Below are 25,131 nucleotides of genomic sequence, written 5' to 3'. Positions count from 1 at the left end.
TGGCTTCATCTGAGCATGTTACGATACTTCACGTTACAATGGGTATTGCTACCCATTTAACGCAAAATTACATGCATTGATCCGTTCCGGAGACGCTGTTCATATTCAAATTAACGTATACAGCATTTAAGTTTGTCATAAACAATCGCCTCCCTTGTAGAATTATCCATCATGTTACACACTGAGCTTTACAGTTGTCAAGCCCAAACTATATTTTACCCGTCTACTTTATTTGACCTGATCCCAGCGCGTCCACATTTCCTTCGGATTCAATTCATAGATCTCCTCTTCCCGGTACATGAACTGATGCATGATAAATTCCCGACGAATCGTGGCAAAGTCTTCATGGTATTGCTTTATAAATGTATTGATTTCTTTTTCCGTATACTTCCGACCGAATTCAAGCTGCTCTACCAGATGACCAAGTACAATCAGTTTTTTCTTATATTGAGCCGGAATCTGACGCAGTCGTCCATCTCTGGAGAAAAAATTTCTCATGACCGACGCTTTCAATGTTTCGTTCACATCACTCATATCCGTAACCTCCTCTCGCTTGAAGATAAAATCAACCGAAGCCTGTGCATTTTCACGGATAAACGAAGGATTGAGTGTGAAATACACGGTGTTTTTCTCCCGTCGTTCCTTGATCAGCGCCGCCTCTCTCAGCTTGGAAGCATGATGTGTCACGGTTGGCTGTGACAGATTGAGCCGCTCGGCAAGGGCTTGTCCGTGCAGTTCACCCTGGGCCAACAGCAGCAGCATGCGCAGCCGGGTCGGGTCAGCTAACGCTTTATGATAAGCTACAATTTTCTCCAGCTGCATCATCGTTCATCTCACTTTCAATTAGATAAATATCTAATTTGATATTAATCTTTTCCTCTCTCCACGTCAACTCCTTTGGATTCAAGGAGGCCTGTCTGGGTTAAACTCACGCTTGAACTGGCATTAGCCCGTTATTTACGGTAGGATTATATTGCTTGAAATAAGGAGGATTAAGAACATGGAAGATGTCATTATTATCGGCGGAGGCCCATGCGGTCTGTCTGCTGCCATTGAATGCGAGCGGCTGGGACTGTCCGCTGTGATCGTTGAGAAATACAATATCGTTCAATCTATTTATCTGTATCCAACCCATATGCAGTTTTTCAGCACAGCCCCGCTGCTTGAAATCGGAAACGTTCCGTTCAGCACACCTAATGATAAACCGTTTCGTTATGAAGCACTCGCCTATTATCGCAGGGTAGCCGAACATTTTGGCCTGCGTGTTCATAACTATGAGGAAGCCCGTGAGATCAAACGCAAGGATGATGGCACGTTTGAGGTACATACGCTCAATCGACGCGGGGAGGCCATCGTACATGTTGGACGCAATGTAGTCGTTGCTACCGGTTATTTTGACCATCCTAACTACCTGGGCATCCCTGGAGAAGACAAAGATAAAGTAACCCACTACTTCCGGGAAGCCCACCCTTATACCCGTACGCGTGTTGCCATTATTGGCGGAAGCAACTCCGCGGTGGACGCGGCTATGGAACTGGTTCGTGTCGGAGCCCATATTGATATGGTTTATCGCGGCAGTGGTCTGTCTGAACACATCAAACCATGGGTACGTCCGCTATTCGAGAGCATGGTGACAAAAGGCCGTATCACACTGCATCTGGAGTCACGCGTGAATGAAATATTGGATGATTCGATTCGTCTGATACACACGGATGGTTCCACTAGTGAACTGGATAACGATTTTGTTCTGGCCATGACCGGTTTCCGCCCGGATCGACATCTGCTCGCTTCCGTAGGTGTAGAGATGTCCGATGATATGGATAAACCCGTGTATGATGCGCAAACGATGGAAAGTAGCGTACCTGGTGTATACGTGGGCGGAGTTATCGCTTCGGGGCGTAATGCCAATGAAGTCTTTATTGAATCCGGACGCTGGCATGGTAGGTACATTGCGGAACATATCGTTAGCAGACAACGTGGACAGACTGAAGGGAAATGAAGACCATGGACATGACCTCCCTGCTGTTGCTCGGATTTGCGGCCCTCGGGATTATCAGCAGCAACACACCGGTGACCGTAGCGATGGTATTTCTGTTGTTGCTACGAGTTCTGAACCTGAATCAGGCATTTCCATGGCTTGAAAAATACGGACTTACACTGGGCATTATCATTCTGACCATTGGCGTGATGGCACCTCTTGCTAGTGGCAAAATGAGTCTGCAGACGATCGGCGAGTCTTTCCTGCACTGGAAATCACTGCTCGCCATTGGCGTAGGATTACTAGTGGCTTATCTCGGTGGACGAGGTGCTACGCTGATGGGTACACAACCAACTGTCGTTGCCGGGCTGTTAATCGGAACGGTACTCGGCGTTGCTCTGTTCAAGGGTGTTCCTGTGGGGCCATTGATCGCGGCGGGAATATTGTCGTTGTTACTGGGCAAATCCTGATCCGGGTTGTGAGCGTGTGACCTGACATGCTCTGCAGATTGGCTGTATTTCCCACCATTGTGTGATATACTTCTATTCATGCAAATTATGCACGAGTCTACAACAGAATAATCGATATTGTGGTTATGCTGTTGCAGGAAATTATAGATTCACTTTGCAACTATTAATGGCGCAGGAGGATTAAGGAACCATGTCACGTCAGTTTATTACAGAAGCCGTGATGGTGGCCATTTACGGTCAATTGCTAGCGCCGCCCGCGCCTGTTGAATATATTGTTCCTTATACCACCATCCTTGAGCTATATGAATTCCAGACCAGTCCTGATCCCATGATGGATAACCCGGCAGATGACCAGCATGTGAAATCCAAAATCAATGAAATGATTTCTTATTTCGAGGAACCACTGAATAAGAAAAAAATAGAGCGTGCATTACTTGTTCCATGGGCAAAAAGCCCTTCCATTCTATTTGGTGACCAAGTATCCATTGCCATTATCAATGCTGTAGATACGGCACAGTACGGAGAGTATTTCGATCCCATTGAGACCGAACTGCTCCTCACATCTCAGCGCCTGAGTATCCCGATTCTCACCGATCAGGTTGAACTGATTGCACGTATTATTGAGTCTGAATCACCTGTACAGGTATTTGATATTGATGATTTTGATTTTGCAATGGATGATGAACCACTGGATCAGGTGTAATTCATCACGGAGTGCACGGAAATCCGAAAACAAAAAATGACCTCAGTACCCACTTTATTGTGGATACCGAGGTCATTTTTGCGTCAACACTTATTTTATTCCGCAATATCCTGCGCTAACAGGATTCGGCTAATCTCATTCAGAGGTGGTAACGACTCCAGCGCAAAAAACTTCAGACCCGCATCACTATTTACACGCGATTCCACAAGGTCATCCTGAATGATCTGTGTCCGGAACAAGGCAATGACATAATACTCTTCATCTCCGCTCGCATGCAGATACCGAAGATCAGGCCCCGAATACAGACCTTCCAGTGTCATGGTATTGGTCGTCCAACCTGTCTCTTCCCATAACTCCCGGTGTGCAGCATCCTCAATGGCTTCACCCGGACGCATCTCACCGGCTGGCATACGCCAATAACCATGCTCAGCGTGCTGAATCAGCAGCAATTCACCTTGTTCGTTCTCAGCCCGCACCGCCGCTTTTACAACAATATGAGAGCGTTTTGCGATATACTGGGCCAAATCTCGGGCTGGCAGATTCACTGCTTATCCCCTCCTCCTACTCGGAAGCCGGTGGCGACCTGTGATTCATCTATTGCTTTGCAGAATACATCAAGACATTATATTTCGGTATAACGATACTCGATATCCTGACCTTCATCAACGATATCCACATGCAGTTGGTGCCCTTTCAGATACCAATAATCGTGATCTTCCATAAAGAATTGAATCCCCGACACTTCGGTTTGATCCGCAGGATGTCTTGGTTTCTCCACAGCAATGCCGAGCGAAAATCCAGGATGAAGACCTCCGCCAGAGCTATAACGGGCAAAAAATCGGATGCTGTCTCCCTCGTTCAAATTCAGTTCTTCCTTGTACCAGCGAGCAGCTTGATCGGATACATGTATGGTACTCATTTGGTGTCAGCTCCTTCTGTATATATATGTTCCATCATATCTCGACAGGGACTTGAATACAAACCCGAGTGACCACATAAAGACAAAATAAGTTGTGAAAAATGTTTGACAGATTGTAAAAGCCGGTGTTAAGATGCAAACATACGAGGTCTACATTGTATTTATTTCCAAAAAAAGAAAGGGTGATTACGGTGTTTAACAAACATATGATAGGTCAATTCAGCACACAATTAAATACCGGAGCACACCCGAAATCATTATTCTGTTCATAAGTCGGCATGACAAAGCGTTCTTTCATTAGAACCTCTGTGATGTTTACTCACAATCGAACTTATGTATGGTGGCGGCTCTGTTCTCGGAGCCATGCTGCCGTATGATATATGAAGACATACCGCCTGCGTGCGGTATGTCTTTTTTTGTGGGTACATTTCGGCATACATGAACAGAATCTGCATTTCACGGACATTGAAAGGAAGGGATAACACTTGTTCTCTGTACTTAAAAACCTGGCCTGGTTCTTCCGGCTGGAACGCAAACGATACCTGACCGGTGTCATCTTGCTTATTCTGGTGGGCGTTGCTGAACTGCTGCCTCCCCGTCTTCTTGGTAATGCCATCGACGAGATTGTGCGCGGTTCCATTACAGGCGTCTCACTTACCCGTTATATCTTGCTTATTCTGGGAACGGTCATCATTATCTATCTGGTTACATACGTTTGGATGCACAAACTGTTCGGTGGTGCCAATCTCGTGGAGCGGCTGCTTCGTTCACGCTTCATGGACCACTTGTTACGGATGACTCCTCCCTTTTTTGAGAAAAACAGAACGGGAGATCTGATGGCTCGGGCCACCAATGATCTTCGTTCCATTGCTACTACAGCAGGCTTCGGTATGCTGACCTTAACAGACTCTACGGCCTTTCTGGCCACCGTATTGTTCGCAATGGGCTTCCTGGTCAGCTGGAAACTGACCCTGGCGGCAATCCTGCCTCTGCCCTTTATCGCCATTGCCATGATGATCTATGGTAAAGCTGTACATCAACGTTACACCCTTGCACAGGATGCATTCGGAGATATGAATGACCAGGTGCTGGAGTCCATCGCCGGTATTCGTGTCGTGCGTGCCTATGTGCAGGAACGTCTGGACGAGAAAAGGTTCGCCGATGTGACCGAAGATGTATATCGCAAAAACCTGGCCGTTGCCAGGATGGATGCCCTGTTCGAACCAACCATCCGACTCTTCGTTGGACTCAGTTATGTGATTGCACTTGCCTACGGCATATATCTTGTATTCCATAATGAAATTACCCTGGGAGATCTCGTATCGTTCAATATGTACCTAGGGATGATGATCTGGCCCATGTTCGCCATCGGCGAATTGATTAACCTGATGCAGCGCGGTAGCGCTTCACTTGATCGGGTCAACGAGACTTTATCCGTAGAACCTGCTGTACAAGATGTGGAGCAACCTGCTCATGTTACGAATCCGGAAGAAATTGCGATGCAGGATGTTACCTTCCGTTACCCAAGTTCCACTGTCGACAATCTCAGTCATATCAGCTTTTCGCTACGACGTGGTCAAACATTGGGTGTTGTCGGTCGTACGGGTAGCGGTAAGTCTACTTTGCTCAAACAACTGCTTCACGAATACCCTGCCGGTTCGGGCACATTAAGCATCTCGGGTCATCCCATTCAGGATATCGCCAAAGATGACTTGCACAGCTGGATCGGGTACGTACCCCAGGAACAAGTCCTGTTCTCCAAATCGGTTCGTCAGAACATTCAATTTGGTAAGCCTGGTGCCAGTGATGAAGTAATTATGGAAGCCATTCGTACCGCCGCTTTTGACGGAGATCTGGGAACCTTGTCTGATGGACTGGATACACTCGTTGGTGAAAAAGGAATCTCTCTGTCCGGTGGACAGAAACAGCGGGTTTCGCTGGCGCGTGCCTTTATCGCTAACCCTGATATTCTGATCCTGGATGATGCCTTATCTGCTGTCGATGCACGTACTGAAGCTAAAATCATTGAAAATATACGCAATAAACGCTCGGGCAAAACTACACTGATCTCGACTCATCGCCTGTCCGCTATCGAACATGCTGACCGAATCATCGTACTGGAGCACGGTAAAATTACGGAAGAAGGCACTCACCAGGAACTGTTAGCCATGAACGGATGGTACCGTGAACAGTATGAACGGCAACAGGTCGAGTCCAATCTGTCCACGTAGGAGGTCAATTCATTGAAGTCTAATACAGGCAAAAGGCTGCTTGATTACGCCTTAAAAGCCAAAGGAACATTTATCGCTGCATTAATTATGCTTACCATTGGTGTTGCGGCCGAGCTTGCCGGGCCGTTCATCGCCAAATCCATGATCGACAATCATTTGCTCGCGATTGAGCAGCCTTTCTATGAGACGACAGCTTCGGATGAAGCCGCAGTCTATAACGGTAAGAACTACAAACGCGAAGGCTTGTTCGAACCGGATGAAAGCAAAGGTTCTGAAGTGCGAGTATTACAAGCCGGTAGAAGTTTTTATTTTGTAAATGAACCGGTAAGTGCACCTGACGGGGACCGCGTCTATGCGGATGGGACCCTTACGGTTACACGCGCAGGCGAAGTGACCGGCCAATATGCGGCAGCCCCCCTGTCCGCTGGTGAACTCTTTGCTTTTTACAAACCGGAGATGCCCAGCATCTATCAATTAATTATGTACTACATGATCTTCCTCGTGATCTCGGTCATTATGGAGTTCGGTAAAACATTCTGGTTGCAGTCTTCAGCCAATAAGGTTATTCAAAGACTGCGTAACGATGTGTATGCCCACATCCAGCGACTGCCGGTGCACTTTTTTGATAATCTGCCCGCAGGTAAAGTTGTATCTCGGGTCACGAACGATACAGAAGCCGTCAAGGATCTGTTCGTTGCTGTTCTTTCGAACTTTTTCTCAGGGATCATCACAATTACGGGTGTGTATGTCGCACTCTTCCTGCTCGATGTTCGCCTCGGCTTGATCTCATTATTCGTCGTGCCGATGCTCATTGCGTGGATTGTGCTCTATCGCAAATTCGCCACTCGCTACAATACAATTATTCGATCACGACTGAGTGAGATCAATGCAATTATTAACGAGTCCATTCAGGGGATGTCCATTATCCGCGTATTCCGCCATCAGAAACAAACCAAACAGGAATTCGAAGATCTGAATGATGACTATATGAAACACCAGAACAAAATGCTTAACCTGAATGCCTTCACCTCACACAACCTGGTTAACGTATTACGGAATATCGCGTTTGCGGTCGTCCTGTGGTACTTCGGTTCCAGTGTGCTGGATGGCACAAGTATTATCTCATTGGGTGTTCTTTATGCCTTCGTCGATGTCCTCGGCCGCTTGTTCCAGCCGATTACCGGCATGGTGAATCAGCTTGCCAACTTGGACTCCTCTCTCGTATCCGCTGGTCGCGTCTTTGAGCTGATGGATGAAAAGGGAGAAGCCGTAACCGATGGCTCTATGCCAAGATACAAAGGGAATGTTGTATTTGACGATGTATCCTTTGCCTATAAGAAGGACTTCGTACTCAACAATATTTCGTTCAAAGCATCCCAAGGTCAGACGGTCGCTCTGGTCGGTCACACCGGTTCAGGTAAAAGCTCAATCATCAACCTGTTATTCCGGTTCTATGACCCGCAAAAAGGCAAGATCACGATCGATGGTCAGAACGTCAAGGATCTGCCCAAACAGTGGATTCGCGAGCATATGGGGATTGTACTGCAGGACCCATATCTGTTCACAGGCACGATTGCTTCTAACGTCAGTCTCGGCGATGAGAAAATTTCCCGTGAACGAATTGAACAGGCGCTGCGTGATGTAGGGGCTGAACGCATACTGGCTCATTTGCCTCAAGGCTTTGACGAACCTGTCATCGAAAAAGGAAGCACATTGTCTGCTGGACAGCGTCAGTTGATCTCCTTTGCTCGTGCACTGGCGTTTGATCCCGCCATCCTCATTTTGGATGAAGCGACTGCCAATATTGATACGGAAACGGAAGCATTGATTCAGAACGCACTCGAAGTCCTCAAAAAAGGACGTACCACCTTCATCATTGCTCACCGTCTCTCCACCATTCGTTCGGCAGATCAGATTCTGGTTCTGCATCGCGGGCGTATCGTTGAGCAAGGTGCACATGATGACCTGATGGAGCTTAAAGGCCGCTATTATAAGATGTATCAGCTTCAGCAAGGTGCGCAAGCAGCAGCGGATGCAACCAGCGTGAATCCGTCGGGCGAAATCATTCCAACCTCAACCTCCTTTGCCGGAGGCAATGCATAACATAGTTAATACAGAAATTCTTGTACTAACTAATCAGAAATGATATGCGCTCAACAGGCAACACAAAAACCGATCTACACGGCTACCTTAGGGGTTTGCGGTGTAGATCGGTTTTTTATTTTTATCTGGGGCTATGCTCCGATACTGTTTATTTAGCTCAGACAAAAAAACAACCCGCGCACAACCTCACGGCTGCTGCGGATTGTCTATCCATCCTTTGATCGTATATCCCATGTACATCACGGTCTCTCTTGCGAGAAAAGGAAACTTGCTGCGCCAGGTTCGATAAGCCGTAGTTCGTGTTGGAGAGGGTACGGCATCCATACCCAGTCCGGTAGCCAGCTTCATGGCCCGTTTCATATGTAAAGGATCACTCACAATCGTATACGTGTGATAACCGGCCTGTTCACCTATTGGAATTGAATTGATCAGATTCTCCTCGGTGATTCGAGATTTGGTCTCTACGCGAATGTCCGCTGGATCTACTCCTTGTGCAATGGCATACTTCTGACCCACTTCAGCTTCCGTATGTTCTCCATCACCACCTGACCCGCCTGTAAAAATCAGATTACGAACGGTCCCCTGACGGTATAATTCAATCCCGTGTTCAATACGTTCACGAAATACAGGTGAAGGGTTATCCCCCTCCACGGCCGCACCCAGAATGATCGCTGCATCCGATATCCTGGACGAATCCTCATCCGTATATGCCAATATACGTGCTACCGTAACCACAGTCCATAGAATTCCAACCAATACTATAGCAAGAGCCGTAATTACAATCCAGCGTTTCGTTTTGCGTTTGCTTTTCATTCATTCTCTTCCAAAGCCCTTGCGTGCATGCTCTCGGCATGCATACGTTCCAGCGTTTGCAGAGCTGCTGCGGATTCAGCATCCAAACCAAGCTCAGCAATCCAGGCACCCGTATATTGCTGAAGACTGATCTCCAGCTCCTGTGCACGGTCTTTGAAATCCTCCAATTCCTTAATCATGCGTGATCGTCCTTCCGGACTGAATGTCTCATGGATTCGTTCCTTGAAATAATGATGTACGATTCGGTTACGTTGCTGCCACAATTCATTCAATTGGTGAGTCTCTTCCTCGGAAAAGGTAAAATGATGGCGTACCTCATGAATGAGCTGCCCTAGTGAACTGCTCATTTTTCGTTCGTACAGATCTTCCAGATCCTCTTCAGACACGGCCTTGCCCTGAGACATTTTCATTAATAAAATCAGATTGACCAGCTGCTGTTCAAGCGCCTGACCGTAGTACACGGCCAATCCGTAATAGGCAAACAATTCCCTGGAGTGTTCGCTGTCCAGCATGTCACCATTCTGGATGTCTGTATTTTGCATATGCGAGCGCCCCCTTCAACCGTACAATGTTATCCATTCCATGTCCCTCTATCCTAACCAAACCAAGAGCAACATTCAAGTTATGGGGAAGCGCGACTTCTAACTCCGTAGATCTCTTCTTCCGGACAGCCACACATGGATAATTAATAACCCCGATGCATAGAGCACAGTCCATAGCGTAACCGAAACAAAGGAGCTCATTTTTGATTCATCGAATAACATCATCTCACGAACCTGATAAAAGGCTGGTGGCAGAATACGCCCAAGCCATTGTAACGATTCAGGCAGACGTTCACTTAAGGAACCCTGGATAAATGATAGTAATAGTACAATAATGAGGGCCGGCATACTACGACTAAGTAAAGGAATGTATGATTTTTGAAAAGATACACTGATGCCCAATCCCAGTAGCGATAATCCCAGATGTCCTAACCAAGTCATCATCCACTCCTCACCCGTGGGTTGTCTCTCGAACATTCCCGCGAACACGGGATACAGCACAGTGATTGCGGTGAGCATGAATTGCATGATCCAGGCACAGATGAGTTGACTTGTTACAACCTTACGCCTGCTTCCTGCATGAAGGACAAGCAGTTGATACTGCCTCGCAGGTTCCGTATTCATCACCATTACTCCGAGCCAAGCAGCTGCCAGAAATAAGAGCATAGCCGTGACACTGTAACTGTCTGCAATAGGATTAGGTTTGTATGAATAGATCAGCAGCATAGTGATGATATAAAAGATAACCGGTGCAAAATATTTCTGTGAGCGGATGTGATGCCTTAACAAATAACGGGTTAGATAGATCATTGGACCTTTCTCCCCTCAGCGTCCATGGAAGGGCTTAACCCCATAGATTCTGGGACGACCCCACGACTCGAATATATAGCTGGATGTTTTCCTTCCAGCAGACTTTCCATATGTAATTGACTTTCTTCCTGTTGTACAGACACAACCGAACCTCCGGATGCCAGAATCATTCTAAGAACATCATCTGTTGATTTCTGAGATACTTTCCAATCCCACATCCATGAATTCGATTTTTCCGAGCTTGTATTACGAACTAAAGACAGCACTCCCGATTGTTTTAAAATGGATAGATCGTTAGCTAAATCCTCTTCAGCCTCCATTAGACTTTGAATGTGTACAACTGGTTCGTCAGCTTGTAATACATCCTCACGACTCCAGTAGCGGAGCACACGACCTTTCTTTAATACAACCACTTGGTCTGCCAAACGTTCAATAAGCAACGGTTCATGGCAAGCTGTAATGATGGATGTCCCTTCAACCTTCCATTGTCCCAACAGGGATACAACTGCCTCTTGAGTTGGAATATCCAAGCCTGACAACGGTTCATCCAACAGCAAAAGACCCCCCGGTCCAGGTAACAGGGCCTGAATCAAATTTACTTTTTGCAGTGTGCCCTTGGACAGTAGCGGTAACTTCTGATCAATCGCGGTATCCAGATATAAAAGTTCACTAAGTTCTCTAATCCGCTCACGGAGTATTTCGGGGCGGATGCCCCGAATCCGTCCCATGTCCCACAAGTACTCTCCAGAGGTAAAGGGTAAACGTGGCAGGCCATCTACTGCATACCCATCAGAACCCTTCATTGTGCGCTGGATCGATCCTGTATCAGGTAACAAGCTGCCCCCCAATATACGTAGCAACGAGCTTTTGCCAGAACCGTTTCTGCCCACAAGCACAGCACATTCGCCCTGCTTCACTTCCAGATTAATTTGATTCAGCACCTGAGCAGTACCTAATCGCTTGCTCACTTGTTGAAGAAATATACCTCGACCTGATGAGTCTGTTATAGCTTGATCGGACTTCTTGAAAAGACCACGTGTACTCCTTATCACCTGGGATCACATCCGCTCTGGAGCTTGCACACCTAGCAAATGTAAACTGTATGCGAGGCGTTCGCCAGTCCGTTTGGCCAATGCCACTCGGAAGGACCTTACATCAGATGACGCATCCGCAATCCGTTCGGCGTGATAGAAGCGGTTGAACGCTTGAGCGACATCTATCGTATATTTGGCAATGACCGAAGGCTCATTCCGATGAATGGCTTTTTCCAGATACTCGGGATATTCACCGAGCAGTTTCAGCAATGCCCATGAGGTATCTCCGATGCTGGATGAAGTGCTCCCTGTTTCATTTACATCATCTGCAATCGTGCCGTTAGTCAGATGGTTTTCATTTTCCATACGGATCGCCTCTTCAGCTTTGGCAAGTACACTTTGAATCCGAGCATGCGTATATTGTACATAAGGTCCGGTCTCCCCTTCAAAACTCACCGCATCTTCCAGTGAGAAGTCCACGTCATTAAGCCGATTATTACGCAAATCACCGAAGACAATGGCACCGACACCGACCGCCTCAGCCACCTTCTGAGGGTTCTCCAGATTCGGGTTTTTCTCCTGAATAATCTGTAGTGCACGAGTGACTGCCTCATCCAATACTTCCTGCAAAAAGACGACTTTACCGCGGCGGGTAGACATTTTCCGTCCCTCAAAACGCATTAATCCAAACGGGATATGTTCACACTTTGCAGACCACCCATGTCCCATCCGAGATAGGACCGCAAAAACCTGACGGAAATGAAGCTTCTGCTCGCCTCCGACCACGTATAACAACCGATCTGCCTTCATCACCTCATGACGATAAACCGCCGTAGCCAAATCCCGTGTAGGATAAATTGTTGTTCCGTCTTTTTTGATAATCAGGCACGGAGGCATGTTCTCATCCTCCAAACGTACCACGAGTGCTCCATCACTCTCTTCAAGTAAACCTTTCGCCTTGAGTTCTTCAACCACCGCGCCCATCTTGTCATTGTAAAAGCTTTCCCCCAGCGTATGGTCAAATTGTACGTTCAGACGTTCATACATCCGGTTGAATTCCTTCATGCTCACTTCTACAAAGAACGCCCATAACCGTTGTGCTTCCTCGTCCCTTTGCTCCAGCTTGCGGAACCAGTCCCGTGCCTCAATCTCCAGAGAAGGATCGTTCTCCGCCTCATCGTGGAAACGTACATACAGTTCCAGGGACGTACGGATCGGGTCTGCCTGCAACGCTTCATCATTGCCCCACCGTTTGTACGCTGCGATCTGCTTGCCAAACTGGGTTCCCCAGTCTCCCAGATGATTCACGCTTACGGAGGTATAACCCGCTTCGTTATACAACCGATACAGTGCTGCACCAATTACAGTAGAACGTAGATGCCCGATCCCGAAAGGTTTCGCGATGTTAGGGGAAGACATATCAATCACAACACGTGAACCTTGACCAAGCTGAAGCTTACCAAATGCCGCATTACCCAGTTCTTTCAGCAGATTCGGCGCGAGCTTCTCCCGGTTAAAACGGATATTTACATACGGACCGGCGGGAGTCGCTTCAATTCCAGATGCCTGCAATCCCGTTGCGAGCTCAGTTGCAATGACTGCCGGTGCTTTCTTTAATGACTTCGCTAAAGTAAAACAAGGGAATGCTGCATCACCCATTTCCGCCTGAGGTGGGACTTCCAGTAATCTCAGAACCTCTTTTTCATTCAATCCCGTTAAAGGGGCAATGTCGGCCGCAGCCTGCTTCATCAACATGTTGAACACTCCTAATCCATTCATTATTGGCTGAAAATAAACACAAAAAAGCTCTCGTCTCTACATAAGAGACGAGAGCTGAATTAACAGTTCCCGCGGTACCACTCTAGGTGAACAGCTACTCCTAATATGCATCAAGATGCATACCAGTAAAACCAGTTCCGCTCGATGCGTATAACGGTCGCAAGCCGGGTTACCCTCAGACAGATATGGCCTATCCCAATCGGGATACATACATCTTTTCGGATAACCATCTCACGGGTGCGGTTCACTCAGGTCATATCATACCGGCTTCCACCTCTCCCGGCTCGCTGTCATGTATGGATCTGGCTACTCTCCCGATCATTGATATTCTTCGTTTCAATTCATTGCCATCATTATACATACCATGATCAGACTTGGCAACCCGCATTAAAAATCCCCTACTGAAGGCAACACATAGGCACATCGTCTCAGATGCCTGTGTTCGCTGCTTCCCTTAGGGGACCAACATATTATCCGTTTAATTATATATTCCAGAGAAATGATATTTACGCTACTGCTGCCATCAAGCGGCAAGCTTCTGCACATCTGCGGCAAGCCTCTGCACATGCTTGACAGTGATCATGCTGGTGTTTACCACACTCTGCGGCGCAAGCTTCACAAGCTTTCACACACAATTCGCATATTTCGGCAATGAAATCACTTCCACGCGTCATCGCTTGTGCAGCAAAACTGCAAATCTCCGCACATTCCCGATTCAAACGAATGCAATCACGCAGCATCGCCAGATCATATTCTTTCAGACTCGATATGTAACATACGTTGCAAGCATTCATGCACTCCAGGCAAGCATCGATACATTGTTGATATTGTTGTTGTGTCATTTAAAGTTACCTCCCAGGCAAAGTTTGCTATGCTTCTTAATACCCAGTACGGAGGAACATTGAATCATCTAGCCTACTTTATCGCTTCCAATTCCAATAATTGGTCACGAATGACAGTTTGGTCAAAATGTTCACCTATGAACACAGCAACATTAGGGACATCTCCCTGAGGTGTGATCTTCATATAATCCGATTCACGGTAAGCATACTGGAACCAGAAGCGGCTCGCCGTGTCACTAAACGATAAAATACCTTTCGCTCGATACACGTCTCGTGGCAAAGCTGATACAAACTGTTCAAATGCTTCGCTATTCACCGGATGACTGAAATAATGCGTATACACCATGACATGTTCGTGTGATGCATGAGGAGCGGAATGCTCATGAGCGTGTTCATGGACATGGCTATGGCTATGAGATCCGTCAGTATTCGTAGCATCGCCTTGGACTGTATGATGTGTATGTTCATGTCCATGACTGCATCCATGTACGCCACAGGCTTCCGTATGAACATGATGCTCTTGGTGAGCATGCTTACCTGCTTCAGAGGCTGAATCATGGACGTGCACGTCTGCCCCGCTGCGAAGCAACAGATCCATCTCCACCGCACATTTGACCGTAGGTATTACAGGTGCGAAGCCATTCCATTTTGCCAAAAGCTGCTCCAAATCTTGCAGTTCCTGTACACTCACCCGATCTGTTTTGTTCAAGAGAAGCACAGACGCACAACGAATCTGCTCCTGCATCAATTTGAAGGTCTGCCCCCTCTGCTCCTGGTACAATCCAGATAGATGCGCTGCATCCACAACGGTAATGAGGCTTTTCAATTCCAATCGCATGTAGAGTGAAGTCTCGGTGACCGCATCCAAAATTTCCATTGGATTTGCCGCACCCGTTGCTTCTATGATGATCACATCAGGGGATTCCTCCTGTACAAGTTCAGCAAGCTGCAATCCCAAGTCGCCACGTACGGTACAACAGATACATCCACCTAACATCTCTGTCATCGGAACGGTGGAATCCACAATCTGACCATCCAGATTAACTTCGCCCAACTCATTCATCACTACTGCGGGACGCAATCCCTGCTGTTGCCAATGTTCGATCAACTGAACAAGCAGTGTTGTTTTGCCACTTCCCAAAAAGCCTGACAGTATATATACAGGTATGGATTTTTCTTTTAAAATCGTTTCGTTCATGCTTAAACACCTCTCTGATTATCCTCTTGTAACCTAGTCTATCTATATCTAGCGAGTGTACACCACCTGCATTCGTTGTGCAATAACGTTCAACTCTTCCCCAGTACATTGCCTGATTCTAACGGATGGTCTATGCTATGAGGACATGTTGATTGAAGGAGGAAGTTTCATGACCAATTCAGTGGAACAACATCGCCAGGAAGCTCCGGACACGGTATCGTGCATGATTGTAACGGTATCGGACACGCGCACCAAAGACACCGATACCAGCGGCCAGCTCATGCATCAGCTTCTGAATGAAGCAGGTTATCAGATTGTTGAATACATCATTACGCCAGATGAAACGGAGAACATTCGAAGCATCCTGCAAGATGCAGCCGTTCGTGATGATATCGAAGCCGTTCTGCTCAGTGGCGGAACAGGGATTGCCCCCCGAGATACAACCTACGAAGCGGTGTCCTCACTGCTCGACAAGGAACTGCCGGGCTTCGGTGAAATCTTTCGTTTTCTCAGTTACACCGAAGATATCGGTTCCGCTGCCATCCTGAGCAGAGCCGTCGCCGGAACGATTGGACGCACAGCCGTCTTCTCCATGCCAGGCTCCAAAGGAGCTGTCAAATTGGCTATGGAAAAACTAATTTTGCCTGAGCTACGGCATGTCATGCGTGAAATATATAAACCCGTCTGAAAAATCAGACGGGTTTTTCGGGTTTATTTTCAGCTGTACGATACGAATTGAAAGGTTGGTGCTCCCCTCTCCTCTTACCTTAATTGCTCAAGCACATGTTGGAACACCTGCAAAACATCCGGCTCATACTCGTCCTTTTCCCCACCAGAAGCCGTATACACCAGTGAAACGTAACCTTTGCTGCGAATCGTTGTTCGGCCAAGCACCTTCTCCAAGACAGCCTCATCACCATTCTCACTGTACATTTGTTTCATCCCAGCAACCCGTGCTGCCTTACTACCGAAAATATGGACTTTCACGATGTGTCTGCCGCTTCCATTCAACAAGTACATATAAGAGATCCCACCATGATCGTCATCGGCAGACATGTTATTCATCAGCTTAATGCCTTTTGCTTCGAAACTCTTACTGATCTCACTCACCAATTCACCGTTTAATCCGTGTCCTTGACTCTGTGCTCGCATATTTCCTTCATCTGTCGCTTCGCGGGTGTAGACCTTCCGCTCCTGCTCAATGGATGATGCCGAACAAGCTACCAGGGACCAGACACTCGCAATCAACATTACACTTACAAGTACCGACTTGATTATTCTTCCAACCAGAATTCGGTCTTCTCTACCAAACCACATGCCAATCCTTCCTTTCCAGCCACGTGTACTGTGACCCATTCAGGTAGAATTAGCATGTCTAAGGACTTAGAATCTTATGCGGATGGCAGATCTGATATCGTATGGACCACGGTACGACCTACTGCACCACCTTGGAGTATCGTCTCCAGCGTATGAGGCAACTGGTCTAAGGAAATTTCACGGATTCCCAGTTCCAACGCGCGCTCCGGTTTCCATTCTCCGCCAAGCAGTTTCCACAATCGTTCTCGACGTTCCATCGGACAATATACAGAATCTATACCAATAAGCTGGATACCACGCAAAATAAATGGAAGTACCGTCGATTCAAAAGCTGTGCCTCCAGTTAAACCAGATACCGCAACCGCACCTCCGTATTGGATCTGTTTCAATCGCTCCGCGAGTGCCGGGCCTCCTGTTGGATCAACAACTCCCGCCCATAGCTGTTTCCCCATGGCTCCTTTAGCTGGAGTATCAGCTTCTTCACGAGTAATAACCTCTGAAGCCCCCAAGTTTCGAAGCAGTGGCTCCTCCTGCTCCTTCTTGCCTGTGCTGGCTGTTACTTCAAAACCAAGCTTCGCCAGAATCGTAACTGCCATACTGCCAACGCCACCTGTTGCACCCGTAACCAGAACCTTGCCCATCTCCGGTGTCACTCCAGCCTGTAACAGCGCATCTACCGAAAGTGCAGCCGTAAATCCTGCGGTTCCAATCGCCATGGCTTCTTTCTCACTAAGACCCGGTGGCAGAGGCACCAGCCATTCACTGCGTAGCCGGGCATACTCGCTGTACCCTCCGTAATGGGATACGCCTGGTTCAAATCCTGTACTGATCACCCGATCTCCCGGTGCAAAACGTCCGCTTACCGATTCCTCCACCGTTCCTGCCAGATCGATGCCCGGTACCATCGGGTATTCACGAACGACACCTCCCTTTTCAAGGGTAGCGAGTCCGTCTTTATAATTGACACTGGAATACTGCACCTGTACCGTTACATCTCCATTTGGCAGATCTTCCTTCTTCAACTGCTCTATGGCAGCTTTCACTCCGCCCTGTTCTTCTTTACGGACAACATATGCGTTAAAATGGTTTTTCATCGATAGCCACTCCTTCTTCGACTTTGATATATTTTTCCATTAAGCACGTGAATTGTTCGTATTCAGGCTTAACGGCTACCTTTACCTATGGATTCTTCCTCATGTTAATGATCAAGCTCTGTCTCTCCTTAACGTCAACAGATAGATTAGTGGACCCACAATGGGGATAATGCCTGTCACTGCCCATGCTGGTGAACGTCGACTCGCTTTAGCATCTCTGCATATCGCAATCATGGAAAGTAAACTCAGCAGTACAAAATCAATCGTCATGATATGTACAAAGGAAGATTGATTGAACGCGTCCATAAATACATCCGGATGACCTTGCGTCACGGCATAGAATGCTGTCCCCAGCGTTAAGAGCAGAAGGACTACATGCGTCAGCTTATGGGCTGCTACCCGTCCAATTCCCAACTCCCGCTGACGACCAAAATGTAAGCTTGCGTATCCCGATGTTCTATTCCCAGATGATGACCATGCATAATAGGGAAGCAGCGCAAAAGCACCTAATCCAAAAGAAAACAAGACAAAAGGCCAAGCAGGTACACGGCCACCTCGTTCTTTCACAGATGTTCTTAACAGCATACAAGCATACACTGCCGGGAAAATACCTAACCACGAAAATACAGTAAGCAGCCAAGGCTCCTTGCTTTGCAGTGTGATCAGTTCTTTGAATATAGGATCACTTCCAGCTGACTGCCCCGGTGCCAACAACACTGCATAGGCAATAAAAGCGATCCAGACCAGTCCTAATATCCATCTCATGTCTGCACCTCCTCTTACTCTCATCCCCGGCAACTATGGGATTGAAACAATGCCAGATATTCAATCGGTACGGAAGGAGCCGCCCTAATATGTCGAAGCAACACTCCGAAAGATGCAAGATTTGGCGTCTCCTGCGCTTTCCCGAGAAATAATTACTGCATTTCCCCTGTAAATGCGTGTTCAAAAAGTTCTTTCTTGAACAAACTCTCGAACTGAACAAGCCAAATTCCAGTATAGCCTGTTACCTTGGCAGTCTGTCCATGAGATTTCTTACATTTCTGATCCGCATCATCTGGATCATACTAAAAAGGCATAAGCCAGTATTCTCCACTGGTTATGCCTCTCTGTAATTCTTATGTGTAGATCATTCCTCTGTGGACTTCACATGTTCCGCAATGAGCTTCTGCTTCATATTCCATGCCGCAGGGCTAATGTTCACACGATAGATCTCGGGGTTGAGCTTCCGTTGGTATTCAGGCCAGAAGAGGTTCATCTGTTCCTTATGGTACGCCCGAATCTCATCCAAATTAGGCAGCTCATACACCTTGCGTCCGTTCACAAAGATCGGCTCCAGCATATTTACCGCTTCGTAGCGGGTAACGGTCTTTTTCAGATAAGGGTGTAGCGGGTTGAACAGCTTGAGCGGTCCGCCCTGTAGCGGCTGTTCTTCCTCTGGATAGCAGATATAATCTGCGATCGCCTTGCCATGCTTCGGATCAATGATCCGGAACACTTCCTTTTTACCTGGCGTGGACACTTTTTCAGGATTGGCAGATATTTTGATCGTAGGCAGCATAGCACCATCCACTTCACGTTCCACCAATTTGTATACCCCACCCAAAGATGGTTGGTCAGAGGCGGTAATCAGTTGTGTGCCGACTCCCCATGTATCAATCCGCGCTCCTTGAGCTTTAAGGTTGAAAATCGTATTCTCATCCAAATCATTGGATGCTACAATTTTCACATAATCCAAGCCAGCCTCATCCAGCATCTGACGTGCCTGAATCGACAAGTACGCAAGGTCACCACTATCCAGACGAATCGCATTCATCTTTTTGCCTTGGCTCTCCAGCTTCTTGGCTGTCTTGATGGCGTGAGGTACACCACTGTTCAACGTGTCAAAGGTATCGACCAGCAGGGTAACCTGATCAGGCAACACTTTGGCATACACGTCAAACGCTTCCTGCTCGCTCATAAAGCTTTGTACCCAGGAATGGGCATGTGTACCTGCTGTTGGTATCCCGAAGCGCTCTCCGGCCAGCATATTGGACGTTGCATGGAATCCTGCCACATATGAAGCACGTGCGCCCCAGATGGCAGCATCCGCTTCCTGTGCACGCCGTGTACCAAATTCGAGTAAGGTATCCTGCTGTGCTACCTGTTTGATCCGCGAAGCCTTGGTTGCGATCAACGTCTGATAATTCATGAAGTTAAGTATCGCCGTCTCCACCAATTGTGTCTCCATAATGGAGCCTTCTACCCGAATGAGCGGTTCGTCAGGGAAAACAATTGCACCTTCCTTCATCGAATGAATTGTCCCCTGAAATGAAAACTGGAGCAACTCTTCCAGAAAGACCGGATCGTAATTTTCCTCTTGTTTGGATAAAAATTTGATGTCGTCCATCGTAAAACGAAGCTGGCTGATATAGTTCACAATTCGTTCCAATCCGGCAAATACCGCATATCCGTTGCCAAACGGAAGCTTACGGAAATAGGCTTCAAATACCGCCTTCCGCTTGTGTGTACCATTCACCCAATGGGCGTACATCATATTGATTTGATATTTATCCGTATGTAAAGCCAGGCTAGTCGTCTGCATTTGTCTCATCCTCTCTGACTTCCGCTCGTGCTCGCAGATTTAACCTGTGAACACGGGTTAACATATGGAGACTTATTCTTCATGATTCTGTTCATCCGTATTCACAAACAAGTCTCCCGTACAATTCTATACATCATTCACCACATTCATCCGGTTCCTAACATTAGGTCAACCAAACATGATTATGGATTAAATCACGCCAGGACCGTCTCGCTTGCCTTAACCACCGAAGCACCTAGGCTGGAACGAAAATGCTCAAGTGCCCACTCATGCCCTGTCGGATTGAAGCTGGCAACAGCATCTTCATATACCGTAATATGAAAACCTTTATTGTAAGCATCCACTGCCGTATGCAATACACAAATATCCGTACATACCCCAATGAGTGCAATATCTGTAATGCCACGTGCACGCAGTCTGAGTTCCAAATCTGTTCCACAGAATGCGCTGTATCTCGTCTTATCCATCCACCGAATATCGGTTTTTCGTTCCTCCATCACTTGGGCAAGACGACCGTAGAGCTGTCTTCCCTCTGTATTTCGGATGTTATGAGGTGGGAAAAGCACAGTCTCCGGATGATACGGATCATTCTCTTCGTGTAGATCCACAGCCATGATTACCTCATGTTTGTTCTTACAATAGGCCTCGGTTACAGCTGCAATCGTCTCGTCGATCTCTACTGCCGGCTGACCTACAGGCAAAGAACCTGTCACAAAATCCTTCGTGAAATCAATGACAATCAGTGCTTTCATCGTCAACACTCCCTTGCTCAGAAATGGTTGATTCTGATTCAATTCAATTCAGATTGACACACCTACACATTATTACGTATAGATGGATAGGCGTGGTACGAGTTCTGTAAAACGATATAGCTGTGCCGGACGCTGTGAATACTGGTTAGAACTCACCAGATTACCCTCTTCGTCCCGTACTTCTTCCACAATGCCCTTGCGACTGCGGGTAGACGTAATCTTGCGAATGAAGTTTGGTTCTTCAAAATCCGGTACAACACTTTGAATAACCTGATATAATTCACTTAATGTAAAATCACGTGGCAGGAACTGACGAGCAATCGTCGTTTCCAGCATCTGTTGTTGAATACGTCGATAAGCATCTTCGATGATTGTTCTGTGATCAAAGGCCAACTCCAATTCTTGTAGCGCCTCCTGAATCGTGAACAACCCAACATCCTCAGCATCATCTGCCGCTTGGCGTTGATCCAGCATCCATTCTTCTACAAGCGCGAAAAACGCATGAGAGATGATCCAGCCCCTCGGGTCACGACCCGGCTGACTGTATACATTCAAGTATTCCAGATGTCCACCGTCTACACCTGTCTCTTCCATCAGTTCACGCTTTGCTGCACCGTAGATGGATTCATTCTCCTGACAAAATCCACCGGGTAATGCCCATCTGCCTGCAAAAGGCCAGCCTTTGCGCTTGATTAGCATCACTTTCAGTTCCCGAATGGGAAGTGTCTTCGTTACCGTCTTGCGCTCCCGCTTGGTCAAGGTGAACATAACGATATCCGCAGGAACACCATCGGGGGTACGATATTTCTTGGAACTATAGGCACGTGCTGCTTGTTCGTCGCTCTCTGCATTGAAGTGTTCGTAGTTTTCGCTCATGGGCACCACCGACTATTTTCATTTTGATAATTTCATTATGACATAATAATATCTTTTGTCAACTGCGGGATTCCTGTGTTATGTTCTTGGACGCGCTATACGGAATGTCGCCGTAGCCATGCATCCCAACGTGCCCGATGCATCACGAACCTCCGATTGAGTCGTAACACTGCGTCCAGCCTGATGCAGTACCGTAGCTGTCACCGTTAATTCCCCTTGTTTCATGGGTGCGAGAAAATGTACGTTCAGATTCGTTGTCACACAGCCATCCACTTCCATTGCTGCTGTTGCAACCATACCCATCGCCTGATCCATCAGTGAAGTCAATACACCCCCATGAATAATTCCCATAGAGTTGGTATGATGTTCGCCTGCTGTCAACGCAATCTGTACTTCTTTACCGTCTCCTTTAATATAACGACAGCCAAGAAATCCCCAAAATCGTCCGTCTCCGTCTTCCACCATTTTGTCCAAAATACTCATTATTCATTTCTCCTTTATTGCACTGTACGTATCAAGCTCTTGATGTCATGTGCTTTTATCATTAAAATCAGCTGCGCCACACAAAATAACCCCACAGTGTGGAGCTTTGCTTGGAAGTATATTCCGAGTACTTGGCGACAGCCACTCCACCTTAATGGTTATGCAATGTAAGAAAAGCTTCTGATCGAAGCCTTATCGATGATGCCACATTCGTGGTTTAGCAGTTGCTTTTCTTGCGATTATCGCATCCTTCAGCTCGCTGAAAACTTATAATTCTATAATCATCAAAAAAGGCGCGGACAGCGTCCGCACCCTTCCGTCATTTAACCGCAACTGGTCGGAGGTGAATCCGTTCCAGCCTCCACGTTTACTTTTTCAGAAACCGTATCCCGGATTACAGAGATCACCAGCTGAAGCAAGTAGTTGATATCGCTCTGGCTTTGCTGGAATTCCGTAACCAATGGAATGCTGTCCAGTTCGCCTTGCAGATCTTCAATTTCCTGTTCAATTTTGCTGACCATCTCCACATTTTTGAAGCTTTCAAAAGCAACGATCTCTTTTTGTTTCTTCTTGATGGTTGCAATCAACTGTTGGATGCGCTCATGATCCCGAATTTTGGTTTCAGCCTGTTGAAACTGTCTAACTTCCTCACTCGTTCCGAGCATATCAGCCAACTCTTTGGCTTTTCCCATAATGTCGTCGCGTATGACCAGATTGCGCGTATCGTAGGTAGGCATTCCATAATGGTTGTATTGCACTTCTTCCTGCGCCACTGAAATCGCTCCATTCTATGAGATGATATAAGATGAAAACTTATGTTGCCCTAGCTCAGTTGACTGCTGAGTGACCGCTGCGGTGTCGGATCGTTCTTTTGATCGCTGTTGTCTCCGAATTTTTTCAATTGAGATTGTTCAAGGTTAAAATTCGGAGACAAAGGCGAACGCTTCGCTTCTACAGAATCGATTCCGTCACCTTCGCTACGCTCGGCGTAACCCCGCTAAGTGCAAAAAAATATTCATCTTATTGGTGTGTGTATTACTGATTGGCAGCTACCGGCTCGGAGAGCAGGTTGCCCCGAATATAAAAAGTCATCGGATCGGTGATTTCCACTTGTACGAAAGTACCGATCAACTCTTTGGGTCCTTCAAAATGCACCAGCTTGTTGCTGCGCGTCCGTCCTGCCAGAACTTCGGAATTCCGTTTGCTCTCGCCTTCAACGAGTACCTCAACGACTTTGCCACGTTGTTCTTCATTGCTTCGGTGGCTGTATTCGTTGATCGTTTCGTTCAAACGCTTCAAACGTTCCTTCTTCACTTCCATCGGTACGTTATCTTCCATCACTGCAGCCGGTGTACCTTCACGCGGGGAATAAATGAAGGTATAGGCAAAATCATACCCTACTTCACGGACAAGGGAAAGTGTATCTTCAAATTGTTCTTCCGTTTCCCCCGGAAAACCAACAATAATATCCGTTGTCAACACAACTTCCGGAATGGCCTTTTTAATTTTGCCAGCCAGTTTCAGATAGTGTTCCCGGCTATACTTGCGGCTCATACGCTTGAGTACTTCTGAACTGCCAGACTGCACCGGAAGATGGATATGCTCCACCAGGTTTCCGCCTTTGGCCAGCACTTCAATCAAGCGATCATCAAAGTCACGTGGGTGACTGGTTGTAAAGCGTACTCGCGGAATATCGATTTGTCGGATGGCATCCATCAAGTCGCCAAAGCTGTAGTTCAGGTCGGTGAAGTCTTTGCCGTACGCATTCACATTTTGACCAAGCAGGGTGATTTCTTTAAAGCCCTGACGTGCCAAATCCCGTACTTCGGCAATGACATCTTCCGGACGACGGCTACGTTCTTTGCCCCGTGTGAACGGAACGATACAATATGTACAGAACTTGTCGCAGCCATACATGATGTTTACCCAGCCGCGCATACCCTCGCGTTTCTTCGGCAGGTTCTCAATGATGTCGCCTTCCTTGGACCATACCTCAACAACCATTTCTTTGCTGAACAGCGCTTCCTGGATCAGATGTGGCAACCGGTGCACATTGTGTGTACCGAAGATCATATCCACAAATCCATGCTTCTGCATGATCCGGTTGACTACGCCTTCCTCCTGGGACATACACCCGCACACGCCAAGTAACAATCCCGGACGTTCGAGTTTTAGCGTTTTCAGGTGACCAAGCTCACCAAACACCTTATCTTCCGCATTTTCCCGTATAGCACACGTATTGAGCAGAATAATATCAGCCTCTTTGCGATCTTCTGTGGCCTGATACCCCATAGACTCAAGCAGACCTTTGATGGTCTCCGAGTCATGCTCGTTCATCTGACATCCATACGTATATACAATATAATGTTTGCCTTTCCCTATGTTTTTCAGTTCATCGGGAACGGCATTTTCGTAAAGCACCTGGACGTCTTCCTTGCCCCGCTGTTTCTCCTGACGATGATTGGGTTCCGATTTGATGTTAATCTCACGGCCCCGGATTCTTATCTTTTTGCTGAATTCATCTTGCGAAATTACTTTGGCATCGGAGAAATCAAAATATTGGGAGTAATCCTTTTTTGAGTCTTTAGCCATTTCCTTCGGTC

25 protein-coding genes are annotated in these 25,131 nt (G+C 47.1%); 6 read left to right on the top strand and 19 right to left on the bottom strand.

Annotated elements, in window-relative coordinates; genetic code table 11:
• Positions 1 to 228: 228 nt before the first annotated feature.
• Positions 229 to 822 carry a DUF2087 domain-containing protein gene (locus PAHA3_RS05880; RefSeq protein ID WP_062835987.1) on the bottom strand — a complete coding sequence of 198 codons (594 nt, stop codon included), beginning with the start codon at positions 820 to 822 and terminating at the stop codon, positions 229 to 231.
• Between the two features lie 178 nt (positions 823 to 1,000).
• Here PAHA3_RS05880 and PAHA3_RS05875 point away from each other — a divergent pair, with 178 nt between their 5' ends.
• The 3 genes from PAHA3_RS05875 (at position 1,001) to PAHA3_RS05865 (ending at position 3,151) form a co-directional block, all read left to right on the top strand.
• Positions 1,001 to 1,999 carry a YpdA family putative bacillithiol disulfide reductase gene (locus tag PAHA3_RS05875; RefSeq protein WP_062833874.1) on the top strand — a complete coding sequence of 333 codons (999 nt, stop codon included), beginning with the start codon at positions 1,001 to 1,003 and terminating at the stop codon, positions 1,997 to 1,999.
• 5 nt (positions 2,000 to 2,004) lie between these two features.
• Positions 2,005 to 2,448, top strand: a complete 444-nt coding sequence (locus PAHA3_RS05870; RefSeq protein WP_062835986.1) for a DUF441 domain-containing protein — start codon at positions 2,005 to 2,007, stop codon at positions 2,446 to 2,448.
• A 190-nt stretch (positions 2,449 to 2,638) separates the two neighbouring features.
• Positions 2,639 to 3,151 (top strand): hypothetical protein, encoded by a 513-nt coding sequence (locus PAHA3_RS05865; protein ID WP_062833873.1) that lies wholly within the window; start codon positions 2,639 to 2,641, stop codon positions 3,149 to 3,151.
• Positions 3,152 to 3,246: 95 nt separating this feature from the next.
• Here PAHA3_RS05865 and PAHA3_RS05860 read toward each other — a convergent pair whose 3' ends face one another.
• Both PAHA3_RS05860 and PAHA3_RS05855 read right to left on the bottom strand, forming a co-directional pair.
• On the bottom strand, positions 3,247 to 3,696 hold the full coding sequence (locus PAHA3_RS05860) for an NUDIX domain-containing protein (RefSeq protein WP_062833872.1): 450 nt from the start codon (positions 3,694 to 3,696) through the stop codon (positions 3,247 to 3,249).
• A gap of 77 nt (positions 3,697 to 3,773) precedes the next feature.
• On the bottom strand, positions 3,774 to 4,070 hold the full coding sequence (locus tag PAHA3_RS05855; RefSeq protein ID WP_017689086.1) for a HesB/YadR/YfhF family protein: 297 nt from the start codon (positions 4,068 to 4,070) through the stop codon (positions 3,774 to 3,776).
• Between the two features lie 485 nt (positions 4,071 to 4,555).
• On the opposite strand from PAHA3_RS05855, the gene PAHA3_RS05850 reads away from it, so the two are divergent.
• Together PAHA3_RS05850 and PAHA3_RS05845 are read left to right on the top strand one after the other, a co-directional pair.
• A complete protein-coding gene (locus PAHA3_RS05850; protein ID WP_062833871.1) occupies positions 4,556 to 6,301 on the top strand; it encodes an ABC transporter ATP-binding protein in 1,746 nt (581 codons plus the stop codon).
• A 12-nt stretch (positions 6,302 to 6,313) separates the two neighbouring features.
• Complete coding sequence (locus PAHA3_RS05845) at positions 6,314 to 8,404, top strand: ABC transporter ATP-binding protein (protein WP_062833870.1); 2,091 nt, start codon at positions 6,314 to 6,316, stop codon at positions 8,402 to 8,404.
• A 186-nt stretch (positions 8,405 to 8,590) separates the two neighbouring features.
• Here the strand turns inward: PAHA3_RS05845 and PAHA3_RS05840 are convergent, their stop codons facing one another.
• The 7 genes from PAHA3_RS05840 to PAHA3_RS05810 all read right to left on the bottom strand — a co-directional run bounded on the left by PAHA3_RS05840 (position 8,591) and on the right by PAHA3_RS05810 (position 15,422).
• Positions 8,591 to 9,217 carry a YdcF family protein gene (locus tag PAHA3_RS05840; RefSeq protein WP_062833869.1) on the bottom strand — a complete coding sequence of 209 codons (627 nt, stop codon included), beginning with the start codon at positions 9,215 to 9,217 and terminating at the stop codon, positions 8,591 to 8,593.
• A complete protein-coding gene (locus tag PAHA3_RS05835) occupies positions 9,214 to 9,759 on the bottom strand; it encodes a hypothetical protein (protein ID WP_062833868.1) in 546 nt (181 codons plus the stop codon). Before PAHA3_RS05835 ends, PAHA3_RS05840 begins: the two co-directional genes overlap by 4 nt.
• Positions 9,760 to 9,858: 99 nt before the next feature.
• Positions 9,859 to 10,569 carry a hypothetical protein gene (locus tag PAHA3_RS05830; protein WP_062833867.1) on the bottom strand — a complete coding sequence of 237 codons (711 nt, stop codon included), beginning with the start codon at positions 10,567 to 10,569 and terminating at the stop codon, positions 9,859 to 9,861.
• Positions 10,566 to 11,537: an ATP-binding cassette domain-containing protein gene (locus PAHA3_RS05825; RefSeq protein WP_167350849.1), complete on the bottom strand. Its 972-nt coding sequence runs from the start codon at positions 11,535 to 11,537 to the stop codon at positions 10,566 to 10,568. Before PAHA3_RS05825 ends, PAHA3_RS05830 begins: the two co-directional genes overlap by 4 nt.
• A gap of 90 nt (positions 11,538 to 11,627) precedes the next feature.
• Positions 11,628 to 13,358, bottom strand: coding sequence for an arginine--tRNA ligase (gene argS, locus PAHA3_RS05820; RefSeq protein ID WP_062833865.1), 1,731 nt, complete (start codon positions 13,356 to 13,358; stop codon positions 11,628 to 11,630).
• Between the two features lie 530 nt (positions 13,359 to 13,888).
• Positions 13,889 to 14,224 carry a four-helix bundle copper-binding protein gene (locus PAHA3_RS05815; protein WP_062833864.1) on the bottom strand — a complete coding sequence of 112 codons (336 nt, stop codon included), beginning with the start codon at positions 14,222 to 14,224 and terminating at the stop codon, positions 13,889 to 13,891.
• Between the two features lie 73 nt (positions 14,225 to 14,297).
• The gene (locus PAHA3_RS05810; RefSeq protein WP_062833863.1) at positions 14,298 to 15,422 is read right to left on the bottom strand and encodes a CobW family GTP-binding protein; all 1,125 of its coding nucleotides are present in this window, start codon (positions 15,420 to 15,422) and stop codon (positions 14,298 to 14,300) included.
• 169 nt (positions 15,423 to 15,591) lie between these two features.
• Between PAHA3_RS05810 and PAHA3_RS05805 the strand changes: the two genes are divergently transcribed.
• Complete coding sequence (locus PAHA3_RS05805; protein WP_036609234.1) at positions 15,592 to 16,110, top strand: MogA/MoaB family molybdenum cofactor biosynthesis protein; 519 nt, start codon at positions 15,592 to 15,594, stop codon at positions 16,108 to 16,110.
• Positions 16,111 to 16,184: 74 nt separating this feature from the next.
• Here the strand turns inward: PAHA3_RS05805 and PAHA3_RS05800 are convergent, their stop codons facing one another.
• The 9 genes from PAHA3_RS05800 to miaB form a co-directional block, all read right to left on the bottom strand.
• Entirely contained in the window at positions 16,185 to 16,739 is a 555-nt protein-coding gene (locus PAHA3_RS05800) for a hypothetical protein (RefSeq protein WP_062833862.1), read from the bottom strand.
• Between the two features lie 74 nt (positions 16,740 to 16,813).
• Complete coding sequence (locus tag PAHA3_RS05795; RefSeq protein WP_062833861.1) at positions 16,814 to 17,833, bottom strand: oxidoreductase; 1,020 nt, start codon at positions 17,831 to 17,833, stop codon at positions 16,814 to 16,816.
• 111 nt (positions 17,834 to 17,944) lie between these two features.
• Positions 17,945 to 18,598: a hypothetical protein gene (locus tag PAHA3_RS05790; RefSeq protein ID WP_062833860.1), complete on the bottom strand. Its 654-nt coding sequence runs from the start codon at positions 18,596 to 18,598 to the stop codon at positions 17,945 to 17,947.
• A 364-nt stretch (positions 18,599 to 18,962) separates the two neighbouring features.
• Positions 18,963 to 20,417, bottom strand: coding sequence for a nicotinate phosphoribosyltransferase (locus tag PAHA3_RS05785; protein ID WP_062833859.1), 1,455 nt, complete (start codon positions 20,415 to 20,417; stop codon positions 18,963 to 18,965).
• A 194-nt stretch (positions 20,418 to 20,611) separates the two neighbouring features.
• The gene (locus tag PAHA3_RS05780; RefSeq protein ID WP_062833858.1) at positions 20,612 to 21,169 is read right to left on the bottom strand and encodes a cysteine hydrolase family protein; all 558 of its coding nucleotides are present in this window, start codon (positions 21,167 to 21,169) and stop codon (positions 20,612 to 20,614) included.
• A 72-nt stretch (positions 21,170 to 21,241) separates the two neighbouring features.
• The gene (locus PAHA3_RS05775; RefSeq protein ID WP_062833857.1) at positions 21,242 to 22,045 is read right to left on the bottom strand and encodes an NUDIX hydrolase; all 804 of its coding nucleotides are present in this window, start codon (positions 22,043 to 22,045) and stop codon (positions 21,242 to 21,244) included.
• 78 nt (positions 22,046 to 22,123) lie between these two features.
• Positions 22,124 to 22,528 carry a PaaI family thioesterase gene (locus tag PAHA3_RS05770; RefSeq protein WP_036609249.1) on the bottom strand — a complete coding sequence of 135 codons (405 nt, stop codon included), beginning with the start codon at positions 22,526 to 22,528 and terminating at the stop codon, positions 22,124 to 22,126.
• 323 nt (positions 22,529 to 22,851) lie between these two features.
• On the bottom strand, positions 22,852 to 23,265 hold the full coding sequence (locus tag PAHA3_RS05765) for a RicAFT regulatory complex protein RicA family protein (protein WP_371327927.1): 414 nt from the start codon (positions 23,263 to 23,265) through the stop codon (positions 22,852 to 22,854).
• Between the two features lie 298 nt (positions 23,266 to 23,563).
• Positions 23,564 to 25,120 (bottom strand): tRNA (N6-isopentenyl adenosine(37)-C2)-methylthiotransferase MiaB, encoded by a 1,557-nt coding sequence (gene miaB / locus PAHA3_RS05760; protein WP_062833855.1) that lies wholly within the window; start codon positions 25,118 to 25,120, stop codon positions 23,564 to 23,566.
• Positions 25,121 to 25,131: the final 11 nt, after the last annotated feature.

Source organism: Paenibacillus amylolyticus, from assembly GCF_001570725.1.
GTDB lineage: Bacteria > Bacillota > Bacilli > Paenibacillales > Paenibacillaceae > Paenibacillus > Paenibacillus amylolyticus_A.
The sequence above is the reverse complement of the archived record's forward strand: the minus strand, read 5'-3'. Positions and strand labels throughout refer to the sequence as shown.

Coding starts and splice junctions, on each gene's coding strand:
- PAHA3_RS05880 (WP_062835987.1), bottom strand. CDS start 822: ATGCAGCTGGAGAAAATTGTAGCTTATCATAAAGCGTTAGCTGACCCG.
- PAHA3_RS05875 (WP_062833874.1), top strand. CDS start 1,001: ATGGAAGATGTCATTATTATCGGCGGAGGCCCATGCGGTCTGTCTGCT.
- PAHA3_RS05870 (WP_062835986.1), top strand. CDS start 2,005: ATGGACATGACCTCCCTGCTGTTGCTCGGATTTGCGGCCCTCGGGATT.
- PAHA3_RS05865 (WP_062833873.1), top strand. CDS start 2,639: ATGTCACGTCAGTTTATTACAGAAGCCGTGATGGTGGCCATTTACGGT.
- PAHA3_RS05855 (WP_017689086.1), bottom strand. CDS start 4,070: ATGAGTACCATACATGTATCCGATCAAGCTGCTCGCTGGTACAAGGAA.
- PAHA3_RS05840 (WP_062833869.1), bottom strand. CDS start 9,217: ATGAAAAGCAAACGCAAAACGAAACGCTGGATTGTAATTACGGCTCTT.
- PAHA3_RS05835 (WP_062833868.1), bottom strand. CDS start 9,759: ATGCAAAATACAGACATCCAGAATGGTGACATGCTGGACAGCGAACAC.
- PAHA3_RS05830 (WP_062833867.1), bottom strand. CDS start 10,569: ATGATCTATCTAACCCGTTATTTGTTAAGGCATCACATCCGCTCACAG.
- argS (WP_062833865.1), bottom strand. CDS start 13,358: ATGTTGATGAAGCAGGCTGCGGCCGACATTGCCCCTTTAACGGGATTG.
- PAHA3_RS05815 (WP_062833864.1), bottom strand. CDS start 14,224: ATGACACAACAACAATATCAACAATGTATCGATGCTTGCCTGGAGTGC.
- PAHA3_RS05810 (WP_062833863.1), bottom strand. CDS start 15,422: ATGAACGAAACGATTTTAAAAGAAAAATCCATACCTGTATATATACTG.
- PAHA3_RS05805 (WP_036609234.1), top strand. CDS start 15,592: ATGACCAATTCAGTGGAACAACATCGCCAGGAAGCTCCGGACACGGTA.
- PAHA3_RS05800 (WP_062833862.1), bottom strand. CDS start 16,739: ATGTGGTTTGGTAGAGAAGACCGAATTCTGGTTGGAAGAATAATCAAG.
- PAHA3_RS05795 (WP_062833861.1), bottom strand. CDS start 17,833: ATGAAAAACCATTTTAACGCATATGTTGTCCGTAAAGAAGAACAGGGC.
- PAHA3_RS05790 (WP_062833860.1), bottom strand. CDS start 18,598: ATGAGATGGATATTAGGACTGGTCTGGATCGCTTTTATTGCCTATGCA.
- PAHA3_RS05785 (WP_062833859.1), bottom strand. CDS start 20,417: ATGCAGACGACTAGCCTGGCTTTACATACGGATAAATATCAAATCAAT.
- PAHA3_RS05780 (WP_062833858.1), bottom strand. CDS start 21,169: ATGAAAGCACTGATTGTCATTGATTTCACGAAGGATTTTGTGACAGGT.
- PAHA3_RS05775 (WP_062833857.1), bottom strand. CDS start 22,045: ATGAGCGAAAACTACGAACACTTCAATGCAGAGAGCGACGAACAAGCA.
- PAHA3_RS05770 (WP_036609249.1), bottom strand. CDS start 22,528: ATGAGTATTTTGGACAAAATGGTGGAAGACGGAGACGGACGATTTTGG.
- PAHA3_RS05765 (WP_371327927.1), bottom strand. CDS start 23,265: ATGCCTACCTACGATACGCGCAATCTGGTCATACGCGACGACATTATG.
- miaB (WP_062833855.1), bottom strand. CDS start 25,120: ATGGCTAAAGACTCAAAAAAGGATTACTCCCAATATTTTGATTTCTCC.